This is a genomic window from Flavobacterium undicola (genome assembly GCF_009909155.2).
Lineage (GTDB): Bacteria > Bacteroidota > Bacteroidia > Flavobacteriales > Flavobacteriaceae > Flavobacterium > Flavobacterium undicola.
On sequence record NZ_JAAAPM020000012.1, the window covers coordinates 88,573 to 111,374 of the forward strand.

The window sequence follows — 22,802 nt, forward strand, 5'->3', positions numbered from 1 at the left end:
AGGAAATTAATTAAAAATTAGTGCAAATTAGTCACTTTATTTTGTTCGACAACCACGGTATAATCAGCAATTAAACGATCGACATATTGGTTTAGCAATTCCAGAATTCTTTCATTTTTATCTGATTTTACAATTAATCCGGCATGATAATCTAATGGAACTCTAAAACAAACTTCGGGATCTGAGAAAGAAGATAAATCAGGATGTTGAAATTTTGATAAAGTCAAAACAATACCGGCATATTCTTTTTTTACTTTTGGTAATTGATATGCTTTTTCTTTTACCAAAGCATCTTCAATAGTCGCCCATTCTTTCCAAAGATTGATATTAGAAGCGGCTTCGACCATTTCGGCAATATGAGCACCACCTACGCGAGAGGAAGTTTCCAAAAAATAGATTTTTCCATCTTCTTTACATTTTATAAATTCGGTATGAGCAGCACCATTTTTTAAACCAAAGCTTTTTAAAACCTGTTCGTTTACTTTTTTGATTTCGGTATCATCCTCAGAATTATAAGGAATATTAGAACTTCTAAAAACACCACCACCTTGCGAAATTTCCATTGGCGTAGCCAAATATTTTGAAGTCAAACTGAATAGTATTTTTCGATCTAAAAGTAAGCTGTCACAATGGTAAACATCGCCAGGTTTAAATTGTTCCAATAAATATTTGAATCGATTATTACCCATTTCGTTAATGTGAATCCACAAAGCCTCTTTGTCAAAAACTTTAATAATTCCTGAAGAAGAAGCTTCCGAACGCGGTTTTAAAACCCAGGGAGCCGAAACCGTATCGGCAAAAGTGTTAATGTCATGATCATTGAATAAAGAACAAAAGGCTGGAATAGGAATTCCACAACTTTTGGCTCTCATACGCATCGCTAATTTATCTCTAAAATAACGCCCCGTAGTTTGCCCCATGCCATCAATCCGAAGGTTTTCTCTAAGGTAAGTCGCTTTTTCAACATCGAAATCGTCCAGAGCAACAATTGCATCAACCGTATTTGATTTCATCAAATTCCCGACTCCTAATAATAAATGTTCTAAATTCCATTCGGTATCCGAACCTTGCATATAGAAAATTTCGTCTATATACTCATGAGGCCAAGGCTTGTCTCTTAGTTTTCCACTAGTTACGAGATATACCGTATTACCTAGTTTTTTTAACTGAATTAAAAAATCAGTTCCTTTAAAATAATTTGAAATACAAACGAAGCTTTTAGCACTTTCCATAAATTCATAAATTTTCTATGAATTTAGTTAATAAATGCACACCATAAGCAGTTGCATGTTTACTTTTTGCAAATTCATCATCACCAAAGGCAACTCCGGCAATATCCAAGTGCGCCCAGGCGTTATGTTCCTTAGTAAAAAACTCTAAAAACTTAGCTGCACTGATGGCTCCGGCTACTGGTTTTCCACTGAAATTCTTGACATCGGCAATATCACTTTCGATATCTTTTTTATAGGAATCCCATAATGGTAAAGGCCATAAAAGTTCGCCTATTGATTCTCCTGCTACTTGCATTTTTTTAGAAATAGATTCGTTATTGGTAAACAAAGCAGCACATTCGTATCCAAAAGTAGCTACACTACTTCCAGTAAGTGTGGCAATGTCAACAATATATTCGGGATTGAAATTTTTAATTAAATAAGACAATCCATCGGCTAAAACCAAACGCCCTTCGGCATCGGTATCGATAATTTCAATCGAATTTCCACTATAACTATGAATGACTTCACTAGGTAAAAAAGACTTGCTGTCAACCGAATTTTCTGCACATGGAACAATCGCTGTCACATTTATAGGTAATTGTAAATCGGCGATCAATTGCATTGCACCAAAAACAGCAGCTCCGCCAGCCATATCACATTTCATATGTACCATTCCTGCCGTTTTGATATTCAATCCTCCAGTATCAAATGTGATTCCTTTACCTACTAAACCAACATGTTTTAAATTAGCAACAGCTTCTTTAGGACTGTAATCCATAATTACAAATTGAGCTTCATTTTCACTGCCTTTCCCAACAGCTACAAAAGCACCTAAATTTTCTTTTTTAGCGGCTTCTAATCCTAATATTTTGACATCAAAACCATATTTACTTCCTTTCTCTTGCGCCCATTGCGCTAAATATTTTGGAGTAACTGTATTGGGAGGTAAATCAACCAGTGCAAAAGTTTCCAGTTGCGCTCGTGCAATTTTTATAGCCTTACTAATTGATTCTGAGTAATCTTTACCGGATAAATTTTTGAGTTCAAACTCCGCATTTAAAAACGGATGTATTTCTTTCTTTTTATAATGTCCTAAATTATAGGTTCCTAAATACAATCCTGAAATAGCAGCTTCTACTTGCTCTTCAGTAAAAACTTCCGGTAAAAATAAAGACACATTCTTGGTAAATGTGTCTTTTTCTTTAAATGTAATTCTCCTGAATATTGTTTTTAACGACTTATAATCAATCGTTTTTCCTAGTCCAATAAAAATGTAGATTGTATCGTTTTTTTCGACTAAATAATGGGTGTCTTTTTTTCCTGAAAAAATCTTTGGAGTTATTTCCACGCCGTCAAATTGGATAGGAGCCAAATTCTTAGCAGCCGTTTCAAAAACGGGAATTAAAACGGTTCCTGAAAAATTTTCTAAACTATCATTTTTTGTCGTTTTCATCTAATTATTGTCTTAAGTGTTAAAAAAGAGCCATTCTATTGCCTTAGGGAATTCATCACTCCAATAGGTTTCATTGTGTTTTCCTAGTTTGTTAATGCTTAGATTTATCTTCATTTTATCATCAACAAATTCACTTTCCAGTATTCTGCTTTTAAAAGTTTCCACATGTTCAATCATCGTTTCGCTTTCATCACCACCTGCGTACAAATAGATTTTAGTATTTACAGAATCGGCATCATTTTTAATCTTAATTTGAGGAACGACCCAAAGCGAAGGAGAAAAAATCATCAATTTACCAAAAATATCCGGATGTCTCAAACCAGAAAAAATACTGATTAAACCGCCCATAGAACTACCGCCAATTCCGGTAAATTCTCTTTCTTTTTTGGTTCTGAAATTACTATCAACATAAGGTTTTAGTGTTTCAACTAAAAATTTAATGTATTTTTTACCTTGTCCTTTTCCTAAAATTGTTTTCCCAACATTGTATTCTTTTAATCGATCTTCTTCAGCATGTTCTACTGCAATAACGATAATCTTTCCCACATTATACTCGGACATTACCGCTAGTTTTTTATCTATTTCCCAATTGCCATATTCGGCATTTTCATTGAATAAATTTTGAGCGTCCTGCAAATACATCACGGGATAATTTTCGTTAGAATAATCATAATCATGAGGCAAAAGCGCCCAAACTTTACGTGTTGCATTCAATTGCGGAATTTCAAATTCATCTGAAATCAATTGAATTTGAGGTAAAAAATTAGGTTTAAAAGGCAACCAATTCCTTCTCCAACGAAATACATGCTCCTTCTGAATTCCAGTATGTTTAGTGGTGGAACGATTTTCTGTCCGCTCTTCATTAGCATCAATTTCTACCGCACTCCAATCTCCTTTTGTGAATTTATACAGTAAGGTTTCAGGATAATTAAAATCATGAGTGAATTTATAATGATACAATCCTGCGCCTACTTTTTCCATCACAAAATCTTTGTCCTGGGTAAGCCAATTGTTAAAATTACCAGATAAATATACTGGACGTGAATCGTCTTCGTCAGTGGTCAATATGATATATAATCCTGTTTTTATTTTGCTAGTGATTAAGTCTTCTGAAAAATGAGTTTTATCAAAAATCATAAGTTGTTGTGTAATTATTAATTTCTTTGGTAAATATAGCGGATTGCTTTTTTTCGAAAAAGGAAAAACGAGTCTAGGAATGAATTTTATTCACTAATAGACTCGTTTTAATATAAATTAACACAAAATAAGGTTGTTATTTCTGACGACTTTTTAAAACATTGATCACATCCTCAAGTTTAAATCCTTTGGCTTGTAATAAAATCAAATAATGAAATAATAAATCGGCGCTTTCACTCAAGAATAAATCATCATTAGCATCTTTAGCTTCGATAACTACTTCTACTGCTTCTTCACCCACTTTTTGGGCAATTTTGTTAATTCCTTTTGCAAAAAGAGAAGCAACATAACTTTGTTCTGAATCGGCATTTTCTCTTCTTGATTGAATAGTGTCTTCCAAATGAGAAATAAATCCATAAGAAGAATTGTTTGGCGTTTGCCAACAAGTATCAGCACCTGTGTGACAAGTTGGCCCTACAGGGTTGGCTTGTATCAATAATGTATCCTCGTCGCAATCATTTTTAATATTAACCAAGTTTAAAAAATGACCGCTTTCTTCTCCTTTAGTCCAAAGACGTTGCTTAGAACGGCTATAAAAAGTTACTTTTCCTGTTTCAATTGTTTTTTGATAAGCCTCGGCATTCATATAACCTAACATCAAAACATTTTTGGTTTCACTATCTTGAATAATTGCAGGAATTAACCCGTGTGCCAATCTTGAAAAATCTATTTCCATTTTTTTTAAAATTATGTTATAAGTTAGATGTTATGGGTTAAAGATTTAGGTGTTATGTAGTTACTCTTTAGAACTTTTAGTTCTTAACGCTTAACTCCTAACACATAACTTTTTAACTATATTCTAACTTCTATATTATTATTTTTTAATTCGTTTTTCAAAGTTTTGATTTCAATTTCTTTAAAATGAAAAACACTTGCTGCCAAAGCTGCATCGGCTTTTCCTTTAGTAAAACTATCCACAAAATGCTGAATGTTTCCGGCTCCACCCGAAGCAATAATCGGAATATTTACTAAACTTGACAATTTAGCCAAAGCTTCATTAGCAAATCCGTTTTTAGTTCCGTCATTATCCATTGAGGTAAAAAGGATTTCTCCTGCGCCTCTCTGTTCTACTTCTTGTGCCCAGTCAAAAAGATTCAATTCGGTAGGTACTTTTCCTCCTACTAAATGAACAATCCATTGTCCGTCAATTTGCTTGGCATCAATAGCTACCACCACACATTGACTTCCAAATTTCTGCGCCAAATCATTAATCAACTGCGGATTTTTAACCGCCGAAGAATTAATTGAAACTTTGTCGGCACCATTTTGCAACAACACTTCCACATCAGAAACTGCTGCAATTCCTCCACCTACAGTAAATGGAATATTTATAGTCGAAGCTACTTTTCGAACCAAATCAACCAAAGTTTTTCTGCGTTCTTCAGTCGCTGAGATATCTAAAAACACCAATTCATCCGCACCTTCATCCGAATAAATTTTAGCTAATTCCACCGGATCTCCTGCATCGCGCAAATCTACGAAATTAACGCCTTTAACAGTACGTCCATTTTTGATATCGAGACAAGGGATAATTCTTTTTGTTAACATAATTTAAAGTTAGAAATAAGAGGTTAGAAATTAGAAGTTTCATAACCTCAAAAAAAGTTATTTTAATTTACTTTTTGCCGTATTAATAGAAGCTACTATTATAGCAACCAATTCATTTGCTTCTTTACATAATCTTATCATTTCATTCTTTACATCTTCATCGCCTAAATCATATAGTTCCAGCAAAATTTCAATAAAAAAATGGCTTTCATCAGCTTCTTCTTCAACTATTTTTAATTTATTGATGAAATCTGCTGTAGATTTTCCTCTTTGTGATGCTCTATAATTTGCACCAACTGAACTCGAACATCGTATCAATTGATTAACATAAGCATTATATTCTCTTGAATGAGGAAAATTTCTGCAAAGCTTTCCACAATCAATAGCAAATTTTTTAGTTCTCGCCTTTAAATCCTGAGCCATAATTTTAAAGTTAGAGGTTAGAAATAATTTAAAGTTTAAGGTAAGAAGTTAGAGATTAGAAGTAAAAGGTTGAATTGAAAATATTAAATTAAGTAAGTACGATTACAAATCGAAAAATTGGATTAAAATTAATAAAAGTTTTCAATTTCAACTATTTCTAACCTCTAACTTCTTATTTCCATTCATTCCGACTACTTCTAACCTCTAACTTCTGACTTCTAACCTTGAATTATATAATTCTCTAGTTGCTTCAAACTAATTCTTCCTTCGTAAATTGCTTTTCCTATTATTGTACCTTCGCAACCCAATTCGGCTAATTTAGGTAATTCGTCAAAGGTAGAAATTCCACCAGAAGCAATCAATTTTATTCCGTTAGCTTCCTTTAGAATCTTAGCATACAAATCAAAACTAGGTCCTTCAAGCATTCCATCTTTGGCGATATCAGTACAAATTACGTACTGAATTCCTTTAGATTGGTACTCTTGAATAAAAGGAACTAAATCTTCATTAGAATCTTCTAACCAACCAGAAACCGCTACTTTTTCATTATTTGCATCAGCTCCTAAAATGATTTTATCAGCACCATATTCGGCAATCCATTTTTCAAAAATAGCACGATTTTTTACCGCAATACTTCCCCCTGTAATTTGATTGGCACCACTTTCGAAAGCAATTTTCAAATCAGAATCGGCTTTTAATCCACCACCAAAATCAATTTTCAATTTGGTTTGTGAAGCAATTTGTTCCAATATTTTATAATTGACAATTTTGCTTGATTTGGCTCCATCTAAGTCCACCAAATGCAAATATTCGATTCCGTGTGCTTCAAATTCCTTAGCAACTTCAAGCGGATTTTCGTTATATATAATTTTAGTATTGTAATCCCCTTTGGATAAGCGAACACATTTTCCGTCGATGATGTCTATAGCTGGTATTATTCTCATTTTAAAGTTAGAAGTTAGAGGTTAGGAGTAAGAAGTTTGAATTACTATTGAAATTGATTTTTGCTATTGACATTGCTATTTATAATTTTAAGAAATTCCCAAGGATTTGCTCTCCTACATCACCACTTTTTTCAGGGTGAAATTGAGTTCCATAGAAATTATTATTCTCTAATGCCGAAGCGTATTCTTCTTCATAATTAGTCGTTGCAATGGCTTCATCACAAAGTGGTGCATAAAAACTATGTACCAAATACATGTATTCGTTTTCGGCAATTCCTTTAAACAAACCCGATTTCAAATTATAAATCTGATTCCACCCCATTTGTGGCACTTTTACTTTTGGTGTAAACTTAATCACATCTACGTCAAAAATCCCTAAACCAGTAGTATCGCCTTCCTGTGTGTGTTTGCACATCAATTGCATCCCCAGACAAATTCCCAAAACGGGTTGTGTCAAGGTTGGAATTAAAGTATCTAATCCACTTTCCTTTAGCATTTTCATGGCATAACTAGCCTCTCCCACACCTGGAAAAATAACTTTATCCGCTGCTTTGATTTCCTCAGGATTATTGGTTAACATAGCCGTAAAACCAAGTCTTTCTATTGCAAATAGAATGCTTTGAATGTTTCCTGCTCCGTAATTTATGATAACTATTTTCATTACTTTAAGTTAGAAGTCAGAAGTTAGAAGTCAGAAGTTTTAAACTTCCCTCTTCAAACTTCCAGCTTTATTTTACAACATCCCTTTCGTGCTTGGCAAAATCATTTTTTCGGTATCACGTTTTACAGCCACTTTTATCGCTTTCGCAAAAGCTTTAAAGATGGCTTCAATTTTGTGATGTTCATTATCGCCTTCCGCTTTGATATTGATATTGGCTTTCGCTCCATCAGAAAATGATTTAAAGAAGTGGAAAAACATCTCTGTTGGCATTTTACCCACCATTTCGCGTTTGAATTCGGTTTCCCAAATCAACCAGTTTCTTCCACCAAAATCGATAGCTACCTGTGCCAAACAGTCATCCATTGGCAAACAGAAACCGTAACGCTCAATACCTAATTTATTTCCTAAGGCTTTCGCGTAAACTTCACCTAAAGCAATCGCAGTATCTTCTATCGTGTGGTGTTCATCCACTTCCAAATCTCCTTTTACTTTGATATCCAGGTCCATTTGTCCGTGACGCGAAATTTGGTCTAACATGTGGTCGAAGAAAGCAATTCCAGTATCGATGTTGCTTTTTCCAGTTCCGTCCAGGTTTAATTTGATATAAATATCCGTTTCGTGTGTTTTTCTGGTAATCGAAGCCGTACGTTCTTCTAATTTCAAGAACTCATATATTTGTTTCCAATCGGTAGATTGTAACACTATTGTAGCGTCTAATTCTTCTCTTTTAGCACTGATTTCTTCACTTCCAGCTCCATCAGTAGTATTCATAAAGATGGCTTTAGCGCCAAGGTTTTTAGCTAATTCCACATCGGTAAGTCGGTCACCAAGAACAAATGAGTTTGCCAAATCGTAGTTTGGATTATCAATGTATTTGGTCAACATTCCTGTGCGAGGCTTACGTGTAGGCGCATTGTCTTCAGGGAAAGAACGATCAATAAAAATATCATCAAAAAGAACTCCTTCGTTTTGAAACGCTTTCAGAATAAAATCCTGTGTTGGCCAAAAGGTATCTTCAGGAAAACTAGCTGTTCCCAAACCATCTTGATTGGTTACCATTGCTAATTCATAATCCAATTCGGTAGCAATTTTAGCCAAATATTGAAATGCTTTTGGATAAAACTCTAATTTTTCCAAGCTGTCTAATTGGTATCCTTCTGGTTCCAAAACAATCGTTCCATCACGATCTATAAAAAGTACTTTTTTCATTTATTTTTGGTCTTTTAGTTATTTATGGTAAAATTGCATTTACCAAGCATTTTTATTTATTATTTCTATCAATTTATTCTCTATTTCAGGTTCTGAATCAGAATGTCCACCTTCAACAATAAATAATTCACTGTTTTTTAGCATTGAATCTAATTCAATAGCAAACTCTACAGGACATATAGCATCTTCTTTTCCATGTACAATCTTTACAGGAATTTGTTCTATTTGTTTCAGATTTTTAAGAATATAATTTTCTTCAAAAAAGCAATTGTTTCGTAAATAGTGTGCTTCCATTATAGCTAATGATTCATAAGGAATTTGCTCTAAAACGGCTTTTATTTGGTCTTTTGTGATACCTTTTTTATAGATTGATATTTCATAAAAAGCCCACTCATAAGAAAAAAAATGTTTCTCTTTAGGAGTTCCATTTATGATTTTTTCCAAATAATAATCTGCAATTGATAATTCATTCTCTTTTGGAACATTTTTACTAAACCTATTCCATATTTCTGGAAACTCTTTTTCTACACCACCATTCAAATAATGATTAATTGAAACTTTATTAGCTAAAAAAACACCTCTTAACAGCAATCCTTTTATTCTATCAGGATTTTTAATCGCATAAACCAATCCAAGGGTTGTCCCCCAAGACCCTCCAAACAACAACACTGTTTCAATTTGCAAATAATCAAGAAGTTTAGTTATATCATTTACTAAATCTTGAGTTGTATTTTCTTCAATACAGCCAAAAGGAATGCTTTTGGATGATCCTCTTTGATCAAAAAAAATAACACGTTGTTTGTCAAAATTAAAAAATCGCTTATCATGATCTGAAAATCCAGCACCAGGTCCACCGTGAATAAACAAAATTGTTTCTTCAATAGGATTTCCACAAACTTCATAATATATTTTATGAGTTGCACTGACTTCAAGAAAATCTGTCTTGGTATTAAATTTTGACTTTTCCATTTATCACTTATATACCAATATCAATCAATGCCTCCATCAACTTCTTATTCTCTTCTTCGGTTCCAATAGTAAAACGCAAACAGTTTTCACATAAAGGCTGCGTAGTTCTGTTTCTGATTACGATTCCTTTAGTTATTAATTCGTCGTAACGTTTGTTAGCATCATCCACTTTTACCAAGATAAAATTAGCCTCTGTTGGATAGATTTTTTCAACAAAAGATACTTTATCTAAAACTTGCAATAAAGCTTCTCTTTGTGCTATAATTGAAGTGATTTCGTTATCAATTTTTGATTGATCTTTTAATCTTTCTAAAGCTCTTTGTTGTGTCAATTCGTTTACGTTATACGGCGGTTTGATTTTATTCAAAACTGCAATAACTTCTAGCGAACCGTAACAAATCCCCAAACGAATTCCTGCCAAACCATACGCTTTTGACAAGGTTTGTGTAATAATCAAATTTGGATATTGATCTAATTTGGCCAACCAACTCGCCTTATCTGAAAAGTCAATGTAAGCTTCGTCAATTACTACAAAACCATTAAATTTTTCTAATATGGTAGTCACGCTTTCTTCAGTAAACGAATTCCCAGTTGGGTTATTCGGTGAACACAAAAAGATAATTTTAGTTTTTGCTGTCACCGCTTCTAAAATAGCTTCTACTCTTGGTTGGAAACTTTCAGAAAGTAAAATTTCTTTGTGCTCTACATTGTTGATATTAGCCAAAACACCATACATTCCGTAAGTAGGCGGCAACGAAATTACATTATCTTCTTTTGGTTCACAAAAAGCTCTGAACAACAAATCCAATACTTCATCACTTCCGTTTCCTAACAAAATTTGCTTTGGACTCAAACCTTTATTTTTGGCTAAAACCACTTTCACACTCGCTTGTTGCGGGTCTGGATAACGGTTTACCCCATTTTGATACGGATTCTCATTGGCATCCAAAAACACCATATTAGCAGTATCAAAATCTTCAAATTCATCTCTCGCCGACGAATACGGTTTTAAAACCTTAACGTTATCACGAACAAGAGTATTTATATCAAAATTTTTCATTTTCTTATTTTAAAAAGAGTAAAGAAAATAGAGCATAGAATATAGACTTTACTATGATTCTAAATTTCTATCTATTCTCTTTTATCTATATTCTATTATCTTTTTTATTCTAAACTCTTCAATCTCAAAGTAATCGCATTTTTGTGCGCTTGCAATCCTTCGGCTTCTGCCATTATTTCAATCGCTTTCCCTATGTTTTGAATTCCTGCGGAAGATATTTTTTGAAAAGTCATCGATTTCATAAAACTATCCAAATTCACACCACTGTAATTCTTAGCATAACCATTTGTTGGTAAAGTATGATTGGTTCCTGAAGCATAATCTCCGGCACTTTCCGGCGTATAATTACCAATGAAAACTGAACCTGCATTTTGGATTCCATCTACATAAAAATCATTATTGGCAGTACAAACAATAAAGTGTTCCGGGCCGTATTTGTTGATTAAATCTAAAGCAATAGTATCATTTTCAACAAAAATCAATTTCGAATTAGCAATCGCTTTTTCGGCAATGGCTTTACGAGGTAACACTTCCAATTGAGATTGAATTTCGTTTTCAACTGCATCTATCATTTCTTTAGAAGTCGAAACTAAAATTACCTGACTATCCGTTCCGTGTTCTGCTTGCGACAATAAATCAGAAGCTACAAAGGCAGGAACAGCAGTATCATCAGCTACAACCAACAATTCAGATGGTCCGGCAGGCATATCAATCGCCACGCCAAATTGTGTTGCCAACTGTTTCGCCACGGTTACATATTGATTTCCAGGTCCGAAAATTTTATACACTTTTGGGATTGCTTGGGTTCCGAAAGTCATTCCCGCAATCGCCTGAATTCCTCCTACTTTGATTATTTTGGTCACACCACATAAGTTAGCAGCATATAAAATCGCAGGATTAATATTTCCGTTTTTATCGGGAGGCGAACACAAAACAATTTCGTTACAACCCGCAATCTTAGCAGGGACAGCCAGCATTAATACTGTTGAAAATAAAGGCGCTGTTCCGCCAGGAATGTACAAACCCACTTTTTGAATTGGTCTTTTTTCCTGCCAGCATTGCACACCAGGAGCCGTTTCAACTGAAACACGTGACGTTTTTTGTGCCTGGTGAAACTTTTCTACATTGGCTTTCGCCAAAGCAATTGCTTCTTTCAAGTCATTTGGCAAAGTCGCAACAGCAGCATCGATTTCCGTAGCAGTAACTTCGATGTTTTCAAAACTTACACCATCAAATTGCGTAGTATATTTGGCAACAGCCACATCTCCGTCTTTTTGAACAGCCGCAAAAATTTCTTTTACCGTTTGTTCAATATCTTTTACCGTTTTAGTTGGTCTTTCTAAAATAGAAGTCCAGGTATCGGGTGTTGGATTATATATTTTGTTCATTTTTTTCCTCTCCCCCAGCCCCTCTCCAAAAGAGAGGGGAGCCGAGTCGTTAAAATTATTTATTCAAAAGCCCTCCCTTTGGGAAGGTTGGGTGGGATTTTAAAGTACCATTTTCTCGATTGGGCAAACCAAAATTCCTTCAGCTCCCGCTGCTTTCAATTGGTCAATAACTTCCCAAAAAGTATCTTTGTCAATCACGGTGTGCACACTACTCCAACCTTCTTGAGCTAATGGCATTACCGTAGCACTTTTCAATACTGGAAGAATACTGCTTACCGCTTCGATTTTATCGTTAGGTACATTCATCAAAATGTATTTTGATTTACGGGCTCTTAAAACCGATTCGATTCTGAATTTTAAAGTATCGATGATTTTTTGAGATTCAGCAGAAACTTTTGGCGAAACAGCTAAAACAGCTTCACTTTTAAAAATAACTTCTACCTCTTTCAAGTTATTTTTAAACAAGGTACTTCCGCTGGAAACAATATCCACAATTGCATCAGCCAATCCAATGTTTGGTGCAATTTCTACTGAACCAGAAATTTGGTGAATATCAACGGTTACTCCTTTTGAATTACAATAATCAATCACTGTATTTGGATAAGAAGTCGCAACACGTAAACCATTCAAATCCTGAATAGAGTTGTATTCAAACGCCTTAGGTACGGCAATAGAAACTTTACATTTAGAAAAACCTAATTTTTGGATTACTTCAATGTTTTTTCCTTTTTCAACCAATAAATTGTCTCCTACAATAGCAATGTCCACTACTCCATCAATCAAATATTGAGGAATATCGGAGTTTCTTAAATACAAAACTTCCAATGGAAAATTAGATGCTTCAGCCTTTAACTGATCAATACCATTGTTGATAGAAATCCCCGCATCTTTTAAGATTTGGATACTTTCTTCGTTTAATCTACCTGATTTTTGAATTGCAATTTTTAAAGTACTCATTGTTTTGTTTTTTTATGTTTTATTGAATGTGTTTGAGTACAAAGGACTTAACACACAATGAAAAACCCGTTTGATGTACTCAAACGGGTTTATTAATATGATGACTTACACGCATACCATTAACACATCGCTTGAGAGCAATAATGTGAATGATGATGATGCAATTGATTTGATAACATTATGATTTTGTATTAATCTTAAAATTGTGCTGCAAATATAAGTGATAAAATAGTTACAACCAAATTTTTAATTTAACTAAATGTTTCGAAAATATTAAAAATATTAATACTCATTCGTTTCTGATTTTGGACTTGCAACATTAGTATTCTGAACCGCTGCTTCTGAACGAATTTCGGTATGACGTATTTCTCCTCCGGAAGTCCCCACTTTTGTCGATAAAAACACAGCTACAATAGCGATAACAGTTATTGCATAAGAAAAGAATGTGGCTTTAGCATGATGTCTAATATTAGTAATCAAACCTATCACTGAAACCACTCCTAATAAATACATCACAATAGCAAATTTCTCAGCTAATTCCTCATGATTATGAATGATTTCACGCCCTATTGTTGGCATATCTTCCACTAACTCTTCAGCTCCTTCACCTGTTGCCATAGAAAACACTGTAAAAACAGTGGCTATCACAAATAAAAAATAAGCGGTATTTTTAATCGAAACACTTCTAAAATAGATACCTCCTATCAAAATTACTAATCCTAAAATAGTGCCTACAATTGGAAAATGATTAACCAACATATGTAAATGTGCTTCATTCATAATATTTATTTTTAATTAGTGTATTTCACCTACTAAAATAAATTATTTAATATTATCCAGCAAGCAAAACTTCTTATTATCGAACTAATTTTAAATAGCTACCTGGATTTCATTATATATTAAAACAAAAATGAATTCACATTTTAGAAAAGCATGTTAACGAGTCTTAATTATTGTGTTAAAATAACTAATTTTACCAAAAAATAAATTCAAAACATGTTCCTTTCAAAAAAATTAGCTCCGTTTTACAACCTTACTTTATTTTATATCACTATCAGTATCATTCTTAGAATTGTACTCGTTTTTCATCCTATTACACAGTCTTCTTTTTCAGGATTAGAAATTGCAAAGATTTTTTCATTGGGTTTAATTTCTGATATGCTCGTATTTATTGTAGCCAGTGGATTTTTGTGGTTGTATCTTATTTTTATTTCTAATGCTAAATATCAAAAACCTTATGGATACATTCATTTGGGATTATTATTAGCATTATTTATCTACATTCTTTCAGGAAAATCAATTCTTTCTGAATATGGAGGTGCTTTACCAACAATAGGACTTGCTTTTGTCGGGATTAAAACATTGCTTTTTAGTTTACTATTGTTTTTACCTGAAAAAAGAGATAAAATAAGGTATTGGCTTTTTGCTTTTGTAATGTTTCTATATGTTGTTTTGATATTGCAAAATGCGATTAGTGAGTACTTTTTTTGGAACGAATTTGGAGTGAAATACAATTTTATTGCTGTGAATTATTTGGTTTATACCAATGAAGTTATTGGGAATATCATGGAATCTTATCCTGTAATTCCTATTTTTTCTTGCTTATTTATCATCGCTGGAATTATAACTTATTTTATCATCAAAAGATCAAAGATTTACATTGAAAAAATCCCTACTGTTTTTGAAAAAATCCAAATCTCATTTATCTATTTTCTTTTGTTTGGACTTGCACTTTGGAGCATTCCTAAATTAGCAAAAACCGAAAATGCCTCTAATGTATTTACCAATGAATTACAAGCTAATGGTATTTATCGTTTTTATTTGGCTTTTATGAATAGCGAATTGGATTATTTCAAATTCTACAAAACCTTACCAGAGAACGAAGCTTATGCTTTATTAGAAAAACAATTACCTACTATCCAAAACTTATCTTCTACCAGAATGATTCAGTCAGATAGTGCCGAAATACATAAGAATGTTGTGCTGATAACAATTGAAAGTTATAGCGCCGATTTTATGAAAATGTATGGAAACAAGGATAATATCACACCATTTTTAGACGATTTAGCTACTAAAAGTTTAGTGTTTACCAATTTATATGCTTCAGGAAACAGAACTGTTCGTGGGTTAGAAGCCGTAACTTTATGTCTTCCTCCTACTGCCGGAGAAAGCGTAGTAAAACGAAAAGACAACAAAAACAAATTCTCTACAGGAAGCATTTTTAAATCCAAAGGATACAATGTAAAATACCTTTATGGAGGAGATGCATTTTTTGACAATATGCAAGATTTCTTTACTGGAAACGGCTATGATATTGTAGATAAAAAAACATTCAAACCGGAAGAAATTACTTTCTCTAACATTTGGGGAGTTTGTGATGAGGACATGGTGAATAAAGCCATTAAAACCATGAATGCCGAAGCGCAATCAGGGAAACCATTTTTTAATCATTGGATGACGGTAAGTAACCACAGACCTTTTACTTATCCTAATGGAAAAATAGACATCCCCGGAGATGCTAAATCACGTAGCGGCGGTGTGAAATATACCGATTATGCAATGAAAAAATTCTTTGAAATGGCCGAAAAACAGCCGTGGTTCAAGAATACAGTTTTTGTAATTATTGCTGATCACTGTGCTTCTAGCGCAGGAAAAACTGAACTTCCTTTAGACAAATACAGAATTCCAGCTATGATTTATGCACCTGGATTTGTCAAACCACAACATTATACCCAATTAATGTCTCAAATTGATATAATGCCTACTGCTTTAGGATTGCTGAACTTTAATTATCAATCGAAATTTTTTGGACAAGATGTATTAAAAGCAGATTATAAACCAAGAGCTTTGATTGCTACTTACCAAGACTTAGGATTGATTAAGGACAATGTTTTGACTATTCTTTCGCCTAAGCAACAAGTAAAACAATACGCACTTACATTAGAACCAAAGGAAGGAATTGAAGCTGATTTTCAGTTGTATTACAATCAAAAACCTTTGAAAAATGAAAGAACCGATTTAGTAAACGAAACCATTTCTTTTTACCAAACCGCTTCTGATATTTTGAAGAAAAAGAAATATCAAAAACAATAATTTAGTTCAGATACAAAATTGCCATTAAAGCCATTGAAGCAATGAATCCCCATAGTAAAATTCCTTGTATCAATGGTTTTATTCCAACGGCTAGTAAAACCGAACTACTGAGTCCTGAACCAATAAAAAACAAGGTAACAGTTAATCCAATTTTGGCAGCAGCAACAATATAAGGAGTAGCAATTGCTACTTGAGGAACATAAGTATTCACAATCATAGCCAGAATAAAAAAACCAATAAAATAAGGGATTTTTATTCTGCTTGTTTTGTTTTTAAACAAGAAACTTGTCATTAGTACAATTGGAATTATCCATAAGGCACGCGCTAATTTTACTGTAGTTGCAATGGCTAAGGCTTCTGGACCATACTTGTTAGCCGCTCCCACAACCGAACTGGTATCATGAATGGCTAAGGCGCACCACAATCCGAAATCTTGCTGAGATAAGTTTAGCCAATGTCCAATGGTTGGAAACAAAAACAAGGCAATAGAGTTTAAGATAAAAATCACTCCTAAAGCTACTGAAGTCTGTTTTTCATCTGATTGGATAACCGGAGTAATTGCTGCAATGGCACTTCCACCACAAATTGCAGTTCCGCACGAAATTAAATGGGATGTTTTTCTATCGGTATTGAGCCATTTCCCTAAAACACTTCCTAAGAAAACAGTACTAAATATTGTAGCAACTGTGAGTATGAAACTTTCTTTACTCGACAATAAAGCATTAGTAACATTCATACCAAAACCCAAACCCACTACCGAAACCTGAAGTAAAAAACGAATGATTTTATGATTTAAATGCAACCAGGGATGTCCCGAAATATTAGCAACAAGCAAACCCAATAATAATGCAATAGGCGGAGTGATAATCCCTGTTAAACAAATCAATAGCAAACAAACAAAAATTACTTGTTGTGTTCTAGTGTGTTTTTCTAAATTAAAGATTCCGTTTTCAGGGAAAATTTTGGATTTTTTTTTCAAGAGAAATCTTTTTATTAAAATTTAAAATCACTTACAACAAACCGTTGTATTTTCGAACAAACCATTCGATGGTAAAAAAACTACAAATGAAAACCAACAACCATTTCCAATCAATCAAAGGAGAGCGTTTTATATTGTTTTTTTCAATAGTTTTATAATTCTCATCGGCTAAAAGCGATTGGATCAAAGCATCTATTTGATTCGGATAATAGACTTTTCCTTGTGTCAATGAGGCTAATTGTTTCAATCGATCCAAATCAGGATTTACAAATTGCTTTTCGATATCAAAATCTAAAATTTCAAAATGACTCGAATACGCAGCATTTGAATTCAATTTTTTCACTGTAAACTGATAATTTCCTGCGGTTAATCCGTCCAGATTTACCTTGTAGGCATTGTTTCCTTTTAGTAAATCGTAATTTTTAGTTTGCTTTGTTTTAGAATTAACTAATGCAATTGTCAAATGTGCTTTTTCGTCAAATTCATAATTCTTATTAAAATATTGAGCCGTGATTTCGATAGCATCTCCTGAGTTGTAAAAGCTTTCATGATTGACAACCAAGGATTTTTTAGCATTATTTGTTGCTAAAAACTGAATGATTTTATCAATAAAAATATCATATTTTTCAAAAGACTCATTTGTAATATGACTTTCTAAACGCCATTTCCAACTGTTTTCTCCTAACAAAAATGCAGAACGGCTTCCTTGATTTTCACTAAAAGCAAGCAATGGTGCTTGAGTGTCGATATTTCTAATTTTTGAAGAAAGTAAAACAGTAGTGTTTCCATTTACTTTAATTTTTCCATAAGGATTTTGTAAAGGAGGAAAATTTTCGAAACCAATATTATCAATAGCAAACAAATTAAATTGCGAATTATATTCAGCCAAATAATCTTCTTTTTGAGAAGTCATTTTAAAATCTAAATTGCTTTGTTGTTGGTTTAAAAATCCAAAATCAGTATGTGTTCCGGTAATAAAAAATGTATTAATTCGAGCTAATTTATTCGCATCAAAAACAGATTTGAATTCGGTTGTAGGTTGGTAAAAAACCAAAACATTATAATCATTTAATCCGTTGATTTGTTTTGGATTAACTATAGTTGCTTTACGTTGTGCATTAGATTCAATGGCACGTTTCAAAGCCGCTATATCAGGATGGTTAATTGACGAAACTATGGCAACATTGGTCTTTTGATCTATAACTTCTACAGCAAAATTTTTATTATTATTATAGCTGTTTTTTTCTTTTTCATTCGAAACCAAACTCGCTTTATACAACTGCGTTCCTATTTTATTTGCTGACAACAAAAGACTAATAACAGCTGTATTTTTAGCCGCTGAAAAAAAAACTTTCTGTTTACTCAAAACTGAATTTCCTTGAGAAATCTGAAAATCGGCTGTTGTATTTTTTGTACCTGAATATTGTAAAAATACTTCTACAGGAAATTTATTCTTGAGAAAAGCATATTTATTAACATTCAGTTGGTTGATTTTTAAATCTAAAACCCTGGTTGTATCTCCTAAAACTATGGGAAAAAATTTATTAGAAGCATCAAAACTATATACATAATCATTGCCTGAAGTTTGATTTCCATCACTAATTAGTACCGTAGGAAACTGGCTGTTTTTGTTGATTGCTTTTAAATCTTTAGCAGCTACATTCAAATTGGTTTGAGTTCCTTTAAAATTTAATTTTTCTAAAAGAGAAAACTCCGAATCAAATTGATAGGATTGAATGTTGAATTTTTCATTCAATGCTTTATTATCCTTTAGTTTCAAATACAATTCAGAAGCTATTTTTTCAGCTTTTAAATAAGATATGGAACTGGAATTATCAACCACTACAGCAAGCGGTGGCTTTAACATTTCTATATTATTGGTTGTTATTATTGGATTGACTAACAACAATAATATTCCGAAAATGCTTAAAAAACGTAAAAAAGCCAAAAGTAAATTGATCTTTAATTTACTTTTGGCTTTGTAATAATATTGAAAATAAGACAACCCAGCTGCTATTAATAATGAAAGTAATACTAATAGAATGGTGTTTGTTGTCATATTTATTTAGTAATCAGTGGTCAGTTTTTTAGTAATCAGACAAGTTATAGCGGTCAATTTTTAGTATTCACTGAACACTAAAAATCTAAACACCTGTCTGCCGACAGGCAGGCTGAACACTTTTTACGTAAGCATTCCTCCGCAAACATTCAATACTTGTCCTGTAACATAAGCACTCATATCTGAAGCTAAGAATAAACAAGCATTCGCAACATCTTCTGTAGTTCCACCGCGTTTCAAAGGAATTCCTTCTGTCCATCCTTTTACAACATCTTCACTTAATTTAGCAGTCATTTCAGTTTCAATGAATCCTGGCGCAATAGCATTACAACGGATGTTACGAGAACCTAATTCTAAAGCTACTGATTTTGTAAATCCAATAGCACCAGCCTTAGAGGCAGCATAATTAGTTTGTCCTGCATTTCCAGAAACCCCTACAACTGAACTAATATTGATGATTGAACCCGCACGTTTTTTCAAAAATGTTTTTTGAATGGCTTTAGTCATATTAAATACCGATTTCAAATTCACATCGATTACTTGGTCAAAATCAGCCTCTGACATACGCATTAACAAATTATCTTTAGTAATTCCGGCATTATTGATCAAAATATCAACTGTGCCAAAATCAGCTAAAACAGTATCTACTAAAGTTTGTGCTTCGTTAAAATCGGCTGCATTGGATTTATACCCTTTTGCTTTAACACCTAAAGCGTTCAATTCATTTTCTAAAGCCAAAGCTGATTCAGCTGATGAGCTGTAAGTAAAAGCTACATTAGCCCCGCTTTTTGCAAAAACTTCAGCAATTCCTCTTCCAATTCCGCGACTTGCTCCTGTTATAATAGCTACTTTTCCTTCGAGTAATTTCATATTATGATAATAAGTTTGTTTTCTAAATCGAGGTACAAATATAAACGATTTAGCTGTTTTATAAAATTTATGCTATAAAAAAAGCCTTACCGAAGTAAAGCTTTTAAAGTTTTGAATTAAATATTGGGATTACTATAATATGAGTGAGGCTGATGCACTTAATTTTTGTCCTATTTCTTTTAAAGCAAGTGCTAGTGTTTCTAATTCTTTGTGAGTAAAATGCGCTTCTTTACCATTTACATTATTTCCATTTAACCTTTGATAAAACCATTGCGGTGTTTTTTTGAAATAATTTTTAGCTAAATAAGAAACCGAAATTACAGGTAAAATATCCTCAAGCTTTTGCTTTAACAACAATTCATCGGCTTTTTTATTACTTTCTTTTATACATTCCAATAAAGAATCTGCAAATGCATTGGGATTTTCAGTAAACAACAAATTCATTTCGCTATGAATAGAAGCGATTTCGTTTTCATTTTCTGTATTTTGATATTTTTCTTTTAGTTTTTTAATTTCATCTAACATAACTTTCTGTATTAAATTAGTAATGCAATGTTATTTCCCGAGTTCTTTTAATTTTTGAACTAACTTTTTGATTTCTAAATCCACAACCTTTTTCATTTGCGGACTTCTACCAGACAATTCTTTGTAAAACTCAAGATAAAACAATAAATCTTTTTGAAGTTTATTCTTCTCGCTTTTAAATTGTTCTTTATCATTCATAACTTGATTTTCAAATTTAATAACATTTTTGTTATTACGCAATGAATTTAACTTTTACTTCAAAATCTACTAAAATAAAAATACTATTCCAACCACGGCAAATAAATCATAAATAGAAATTCTTTACAATTATTCAAGTTTCATAGATGTTCTAAGTATTATTTCCTCAGACAGATCTAATCTATTCGTTTTTATATATTTATCAAATATTTCTTGAACAAATGGAGCTACCCAATATTGTGAATCCTCCTCTGGAGTTAAGCCTAATTCAAGACAATCTATATAATTACTTGCTGCCATATATTCTTGTTTTAACGAAAATAAGTATGAAAAATGCTGAATAAATATTGTGACTAAATCTTCAGAAAAAGCATCTAATAACTTTATTCTATAATCGTGTTCAATATCCTCTTCATTATTTAGGCACATATTAAGATAATAGTTGTAATGGGTATTATCATTACATCTATCTCTAATATTATCATAACGTTCGTCCTTTTTCAAAACACTCGTTATTTCTTTTAATATTTCAGATTCTTGTACATATTTAAAAATAGTTCCACTTCTTGGAAGCTTTTTTGTTCCATTTCTCCAATTTTCAATATCTTTAACTATAAGTCCATCTATCTTTCCAGATTTAAAACTATCTTCAATAAACAAGATTATATAAATATTAATAATAGTTACATCATAATATTTTCTCAATAAAGAATAAGCATCATTTACTCTCCCTTTGTGCAATACGTGTTGTATTGACTCTAGAGTTCCCTTAATAGAAGTGAAAGTTTGTTTGTCTAAATTAATATGATTCTTTACCCCTAAAGTAATAGCACCTATAGTAGCAAATGATAATCCATCATAAAACTCTGAAATATCTTTAAGTTGTTTGAATACTTTATGAGTTTCAAAAATTTTATTTCTGATTTTAATCAAATCTTCTTGTATATTAGCAAAATCAATAGCTGTCATACCTTTACTTATTTTCTACTATAATATTTTCTTCTCACCCAATCTATCAATTCACAAACGAATTTGTCAATTTCCTTGTGTTGTAATATCTAAACTCAATTTAAATTGTATTCGATTATAGTTAGTTGATTTTGAAATGTCTTCTTTGTCTATACCAGCGTTAAAAAAAATTACTACATTCAATTTTCCACCAATTCCTGTTTTTTCCTCTTCATTAGTTGTAACTGCAATATCGAAACTCACTTCTTTATATGTTACATCGTTAATACCACTGCCCAAACTATTTGAAACTACATATTCGTGACCACCTCTGACTCCATCAGTTATTTGTATAATAGTTTGTTTTATAAATTCGTTTAATTCCATATTTTTTTATTTTAACTTATTTCAACAATTCCAATCTCCTCCTCTCTCAACCTGCACAACTCATAAACCATTGCATGAATAGCTTTGAGTGTCAATTCTATTATCAATATACTAATATAAAAAATTAAAATTCAAAGTTTAACAAAACACAAAGAAAAGTAATCCTTACAAATAAAAATATTTTACTAGATATTTAAACAAAAAAAATGCCCAACGAATTACGTGGGCATTTCAATTATTTTATGAATTATGGTTTAGAAAGCCACATTCCATCTTGGTAATTTTGCATTTTCACTCAAAAAGTTTTGCAAAACTTGTCCTTCAACAAAAGTAGGAATCACTTTTGTATCATCGTTAAATGTTTCATACCAAACCACTTCTAAACGGCTAATTTCTTCTTTTTTCATTTGTGCAGGCCAAGAATATTTCCTTCCTGTTTTTGCAAATTGGTGACCGTTTACAATTTTGTCATACAATCCACCATTTTTAGTCTTCAAAGTACCATCATTTTGTACTGTTCCAGTAGAACCTACCATGATTAATTCTTTTGCTTCAGCAACATCAAAAACTAAAAACACACCTGAACCCTCAGTAGCATTACAAACTTCTTCTAAGCTATCTTCGATTGTTAATGAAAATTGATTTTTAACTTTGAATCCTTCTAATTCCTTATACATAATATTCTCTTTTGAATTGATTTTTCAAAAAAAGCCCAAACAA

23 protein-coding genes are annotated in these 22,802 nt (G+C 32.4%); 1 reads left to right on the forward strand and 22 read right to left on the reverse strand.

Annotated elements, in window-relative coordinates; all coding sequences use genetic code 11:
- Nucleotides 1–17 precede the first annotated feature (17 nt).
- The 14 genes from GTZ96_RS08990 to GTZ96_RS09055 form a co-directional block, all read right to left on the reverse strand.
- A complete protein-coding gene (locus GTZ96_RS08990) occupies nucleotides 18–1,232 on the reverse strand; it encodes an ATP-grasp domain-containing protein (RefSeq protein WP_161643274.1) in 1,215 nt (404 codons plus the stop codon).
- A gap of 4 nt (nucleotides 1,233–1,236) precedes the next feature.
- Nucleotides 1,237–2,667, reverse strand: a complete 1,431-nt coding sequence (locus tag GTZ96_RS08995) for a leucyl aminopeptidase family protein (protein ID WP_161643276.1) — start codon at nucleotides 2,665–2,667, stop codon at nucleotides 1,237–1,239.
- 12 nt (nucleotides 2,668–2,679) lie between these two features.
- Nucleotides 2,680–3,804, reverse strand: a complete 1,125-nt coding sequence (locus tag GTZ96_RS09000) for an alpha/beta hydrolase (RefSeq protein ID WP_161643278.1) — start codon at nucleotides 3,802–3,804, stop codon at nucleotides 2,680–2,682.
- Nucleotides 3,805–3,940: 136 nt separating this feature from the next.
- A complete protein-coding gene (gene hisIE / locus GTZ96_RS09005; RefSeq protein WP_161643280.1) occupies nucleotides 3,941–4,540 on the reverse strand; it encodes a bifunctional phosphoribosyl-AMP cyclohydrolase/phosphoribosyl-ATP diphosphatase HisIE in 600 nt (199 codons plus the stop codon).
- Nucleotides 4,541–4,656: 116 nt separating this feature from the next.
- Nucleotides 4,657–5,412 carry an imidazole glycerol phosphate synthase subunit HisF gene (hisF, locus tag GTZ96_RS09010; RefSeq protein ID WP_161643282.1) on the reverse strand — a complete coding sequence of 252 codons (756 nt, stop codon included), beginning with the start codon at nucleotides 5,410–5,412 and terminating at the stop codon, nucleotides 4,657–4,659.
- Nucleotides 5,413–5,469: 57 nt separating this feature from the next.
- The gene (locus GTZ96_RS09015) at nucleotides 5,470–5,835 is read right to left on the reverse strand and encodes a four helix bundle protein (RefSeq protein WP_161643284.1); all 366 of its coding nucleotides are present in this window, start codon (nucleotides 5,833–5,835) and stop codon (nucleotides 5,470–5,472) included.
- A 218-nt stretch (nucleotides 5,836–6,053) separates the two neighbouring features.
- Entirely contained in the window at nucleotides 6,054–6,779 is a 726-nt protein-coding gene (hisA, locus tag GTZ96_RS09020; RefSeq protein WP_161643286.1) for a 1-(5-phosphoribosyl)-5-[(5-phosphoribosylamino)methylideneamino]imidazole-4-carboxamide isomerase, read from the reverse strand.
- A gap of 79 nt (nucleotides 6,780–6,858) precedes the next feature.
- A complete protein-coding gene (gene hisH / locus GTZ96_RS09025; protein WP_161643288.1) occupies nucleotides 6,859–7,440 on the reverse strand; it encodes an imidazole glycerol phosphate synthase subunit HisH in 582 nt (193 codons plus the stop codon).
- A 72-nt stretch (nucleotides 7,441–7,512) separates the two neighbouring features.
- Nucleotides 7,513–8,649 (reverse strand): bifunctional histidinol-phosphatase/imidazoleglycerol-phosphate dehydratase HisB, encoded by a 1,137-nt coding sequence (gene hisB / locus GTZ96_RS09030; protein WP_161643290.1) that lies wholly within the window; start codon nucleotides 8,647–8,649, stop codon nucleotides 7,513–7,515.
- Nucleotides 8,650–8,688: 39 nt separating this feature from the next.
- The gene (gene pip / locus GTZ96_RS09035; protein WP_161643292.1) at nucleotides 8,689–9,618 is read right to left on the reverse strand and encodes a prolyl aminopeptidase; all 930 of its coding nucleotides are present in this window, start codon (nucleotides 9,616–9,618) and stop codon (nucleotides 8,689–8,691) included.
- A 7-nt stretch (nucleotides 9,619–9,625) separates the two neighbouring features.
- Nucleotides 9,626–10,678 carry a histidinol-phosphate transaminase gene (hisC, locus tag GTZ96_RS09040; protein ID WP_161643294.1) on the reverse strand — a complete coding sequence of 351 codons (1,053 nt, stop codon included), beginning with the start codon at nucleotides 10,676–10,678 and terminating at the stop codon, nucleotides 9,626–9,628.
- 104 nt (nucleotides 10,679–10,782) lie between these two features.
- Nucleotides 10,783–12,066, reverse strand: a complete 1,284-nt coding sequence (gene hisD, locus GTZ96_RS09045; RefSeq protein WP_161643296.1) for a histidinol dehydrogenase — start codon at nucleotides 12,064–12,066, stop codon at nucleotides 10,783–10,785.
- 99 nt (nucleotides 12,067–12,165) lie between these two features.
- A complete protein-coding gene (gene hisG, locus GTZ96_RS09050) occupies nucleotides 12,166–13,023 on the reverse strand; it encodes an ATP phosphoribosyltransferase (protein WP_161643298.1) in 858 nt (285 codons plus the stop codon).
- A gap of 282 nt (nucleotides 13,024–13,305) precedes the next feature.
- Entirely contained in the window at nucleotides 13,306–13,803 is a 498-nt protein-coding gene (locus GTZ96_RS09055; RefSeq protein ID WP_161643300.1) for a hypothetical protein, read from the reverse strand.
- Between the two features lie 216 nt (nucleotides 13,804–14,019).
- Here GTZ96_RS09055 and GTZ96_RS09060 point away from each other — a divergent pair, with 216 nt between their 5' ends.
- The gene (locus tag GTZ96_RS09060) at nucleotides 14,020–16,116 is read left to right on the forward strand and encodes an LTA synthase family protein (protein ID WP_161643302.1); all 2,097 of its coding nucleotides are present in this window, start codon (nucleotides 14,020–14,022) and stop codon (nucleotides 16,114–16,116) included.
- Nucleotide 16,117: 1 nt separating this feature from the next.
- Here the strand turns inward: GTZ96_RS09060 and GTZ96_RS09065 are convergent, their stop codons facing one another.
- From GTZ96_RS09065 to GTZ96_RS09100, 8 genes are all read right to left on the reverse strand, one after another.
- Entirely contained in the window at nucleotides 16,118–17,059 is a 942-nt protein-coding gene (locus tag GTZ96_RS09065; protein ID WP_317168892.1) for a YeiH family protein, read from the reverse strand.
- Nucleotides 17,060–17,126: 67 nt separating this feature from the next.
- The gene (locus tag GTZ96_RS09070; protein WP_161643304.1) at nucleotides 17,127–19,154 is read right to left on the reverse strand and encodes a hypothetical protein; all 2,028 of its coding nucleotides are present in this window, start codon (nucleotides 19,152–19,154) and stop codon (nucleotides 17,127–17,129) included.
- A 123-nt stretch (nucleotides 19,155–19,277) separates the two neighbouring features.
- Nucleotides 19,278–20,024 (reverse strand): 3-oxoacyl-[acyl-carrier-protein] reductase, encoded by a 747-nt coding sequence (gene fabG, locus GTZ96_RS09075; protein ID WP_161643306.1) that lies wholly within the window; start codon nucleotides 20,022–20,024, stop codon nucleotides 19,278–19,280.
- Between the two features lie 132 nt (nucleotides 20,025–20,156).
- A complete protein-coding gene (locus tag GTZ96_RS09080; protein ID WP_161643308.1) occupies nucleotides 20,157–20,549 on the reverse strand; it encodes a DUF5053 domain-containing protein in 393 nt (130 codons plus the stop codon).
- A 30-nt stretch (nucleotides 20,550–20,579) separates the two neighbouring features.
- Nucleotides 20,580–20,747 carry a hypothetical protein gene (locus tag GTZ96_RS09085; protein ID WP_181033166.1) on the reverse strand — a complete coding sequence of 56 codons (168 nt, stop codon included), beginning with the start codon at nucleotides 20,745–20,747 and terminating at the stop codon, nucleotides 20,580–20,582.
- A 129-nt stretch (nucleotides 20,748–20,876) separates the two neighbouring features.
- Nucleotides 20,877–21,716, reverse strand: coding sequence for a hypothetical protein (locus GTZ96_RS09090; protein ID WP_161643310.1), 840 nt, complete (start codon nucleotides 21,714–21,716; stop codon nucleotides 20,877–20,879).
- 66 nt (nucleotides 21,717–21,782) lie between these two features.
- A complete protein-coding gene (locus tag GTZ96_RS09095) occupies nucleotides 21,783–22,082 on the reverse strand; it encodes a hypothetical protein (RefSeq protein WP_161643312.1) in 300 nt (99 codons plus the stop codon).
- A gap of 254 nt (nucleotides 22,083–22,336) precedes the next feature.
- The gene (locus GTZ96_RS09100) at nucleotides 22,337–22,759 is read right to left on the reverse strand and encodes a hypothetical protein (protein WP_161643314.1); all 423 of its coding nucleotides are present in this window, start codon (nucleotides 22,757–22,759) and stop codon (nucleotides 22,337–22,339) included.
- Nucleotides 22,760–22,802 lie beyond the last annotated feature (43 nt).

Bases quoted from the DNA above. Each gene is read 5' to 3' on its own strand.
- GTZ96_RS08990 (WP_161643274.1), bottom strand. From the start codon at position 1,232: ATGGAAAGTGCTAAAAGCTTCGTTTGTATTTCAAATTATTTTAAAGGA.
- GTZ96_RS08995 (WP_161643276.1), bottom strand. From the start codon at position 2,667: ATGAAAACGACAAAAAATGATAGTTTAGAAAATTTTTCAGGAACCGTT.
- GTZ96_RS09000 (WP_161643278.1), bottom strand. From the start codon at position 3,804: ATGATTTTTGATAAAACTCATTTTTCAGAAGACTTAATCACTAGCAAA.
- hisIE (WP_161643280.1), bottom strand. From the start codon at position 4,540: ATGGAAATAGATTTTTCAAGATTGGCACACGGGTTAATTCCTGCAATT.
- hisF (WP_161643282.1), bottom strand. From the start codon at position 5,412: ATGTTAACAAAAAGAATTATCCCTTGTCTCGATATCAAAAATGGACGT.
- GTZ96_RS09015 (WP_161643284.1), bottom strand. From the start codon at position 5,835: ATGGCTCAGGATTTAAAGGCGAGAACTAAAAAATTTGCTATTGATTGT.
- hisA (WP_161643286.1), bottom strand. From the start codon at position 6,779: ATGAGAATAATACCAGCTATAGACATCATCGACGGAAAATGTGTTCGC.
- hisH (WP_161643288.1), bottom strand. From the start codon at position 7,440: ATGAAAATAGTTATCATAAATTACGGAGCAGGAAACATTCAAAGCATT.
- hisB (WP_161643290.1), bottom strand. From the start codon at position 8,649: ATGAAAAAAGTACTTTTTATAGATCGTGATGGAACGATTGTTTTGGAA.
- pip (WP_161643292.1), bottom strand. From the start codon at position 9,618: ATGGAAAAGTCAAAATTTAATACCAAGACAGATTTTCTTGAAGTCAGT.
- hisC (WP_161643294.1), bottom strand. From the start codon at position 10,678: ATGAAAAATTTTGATATAAATACTCTTGTTCGTGATAACGTTAAGGTT.
- hisD (WP_161643296.1), bottom strand. From the start codon at position 12,066: ATGAACAAAATATATAATCCAACACCCGATACCTGGACTTCTATTTTA.
- hisG (WP_161643298.1), bottom strand. From the start codon at position 13,023: ATGAGTACTTTAAAAATTGCAATTCAAAAATCAGGTAGATTAAACGAA.
- GTZ96_RS09055 (WP_161643300.1), bottom strand. From the start codon at position 13,803: ATGAATGAAGCACATTTACATATGTTGGTTAATCATTTTCCAATTGTA.
- GTZ96_RS09060 (WP_161643302.1), top strand. From the start codon at position 14,020: ATGTTCCTTTCAAAAAAATTAGCTCCGTTTTACAACCTTACTTTATTT.
- GTZ96_RS09070 (WP_161643304.1), bottom strand. From the start codon at position 19,154: ATGACAACAAACACCATTCTATTAGTATTACTTTCATTATTAATAGCA.
- fabG (WP_161643306.1), bottom strand. From the start codon at position 20,024: ATGAAATTACTCGAAGGAAAAGTAGCTATTATAACAGGAGCAAGTCGC.
- GTZ96_RS09080 (WP_161643308.1), bottom strand. From the start codon at position 20,549: ATGTTAGATGAAATTAAAAAACTAAAAGAAAAATATCAAAATACAGAA.
- GTZ96_RS09085 (WP_181033166.1), bottom strand. From the start codon at position 20,747: ATGAATGATAAAGAACAATTTAAAAGCGAGAAGAATAAACTTCAAAAA.
- GTZ96_RS09090 (WP_161643310.1), bottom strand. From the start codon at position 21,716: ATGACAGCTATTGATTTTGCTAATATACAAGAAGATTTGATTAAAATC.
- GTZ96_RS09095 (WP_161643312.1), bottom strand. From the start codon at position 22,082: ATGGAATTAAACGAATTTATAAAACAAACTATTATACAAATAACTGAT.
- GTZ96_RS09100 (WP_161643314.1), bottom strand. From the start codon at position 22,759: ATGTATAAGGAATTAGAAGGATTCAAAGTTAAAAATCAATTTTCATTA.